Below are 273 nucleotides of genomic sequence, written 5' to 3' on the forward strand. Positions count from 1 at the left end.
GGCTTTAAAATGACGACAACCATTCCTCGGTGTTCATAACCTTCACTTGAACTGAGAAGCGCTTGCTGAGAAGTTCCAGCGATGCATCGTGCGTTTGATCGGTCGCACTGCATACCGCGTCCTTCAGCAGGATAACCTTGTAGCCGAGATCGATAGCCCCAAGCGTGGCGGCCAGCACGCAGATGTCCGTCTCGCCTCCTGTTACGACCAGTGTGCCGATATCCTGATGAAGTAAGGCGCTATGCAGGCGACCATTCGTCCAGGGCGAGTAGG

The 273-nt window shown here is 54.9% G+C and carries 1 protein-coding gene; it reads right to left on the reverse strand.

What is annotated here, in order from left to right; translation table 11 throughout:
• Positions 1-4 precede the first annotated feature (4 nt).
• On the reverse strand, positions 5-273 hold a 269-nt coding region (locus AAEZ18_RS18830), incomplete at its 5' end, for a cysteine hydrolase family protein (protein WP_352255927.1).

It is taken from the genome of Pseudoalteromonas sp. 19-MNA-CIBAN-0066 (assembly GCF_040308705.1).
Lineage (GTDB): Bacteria > Pseudomonadota > Gammaproteobacteria > Enterobacterales > Alteromonadaceae > Pseudoalteromonas > Pseudoalteromonas nigrifaciens.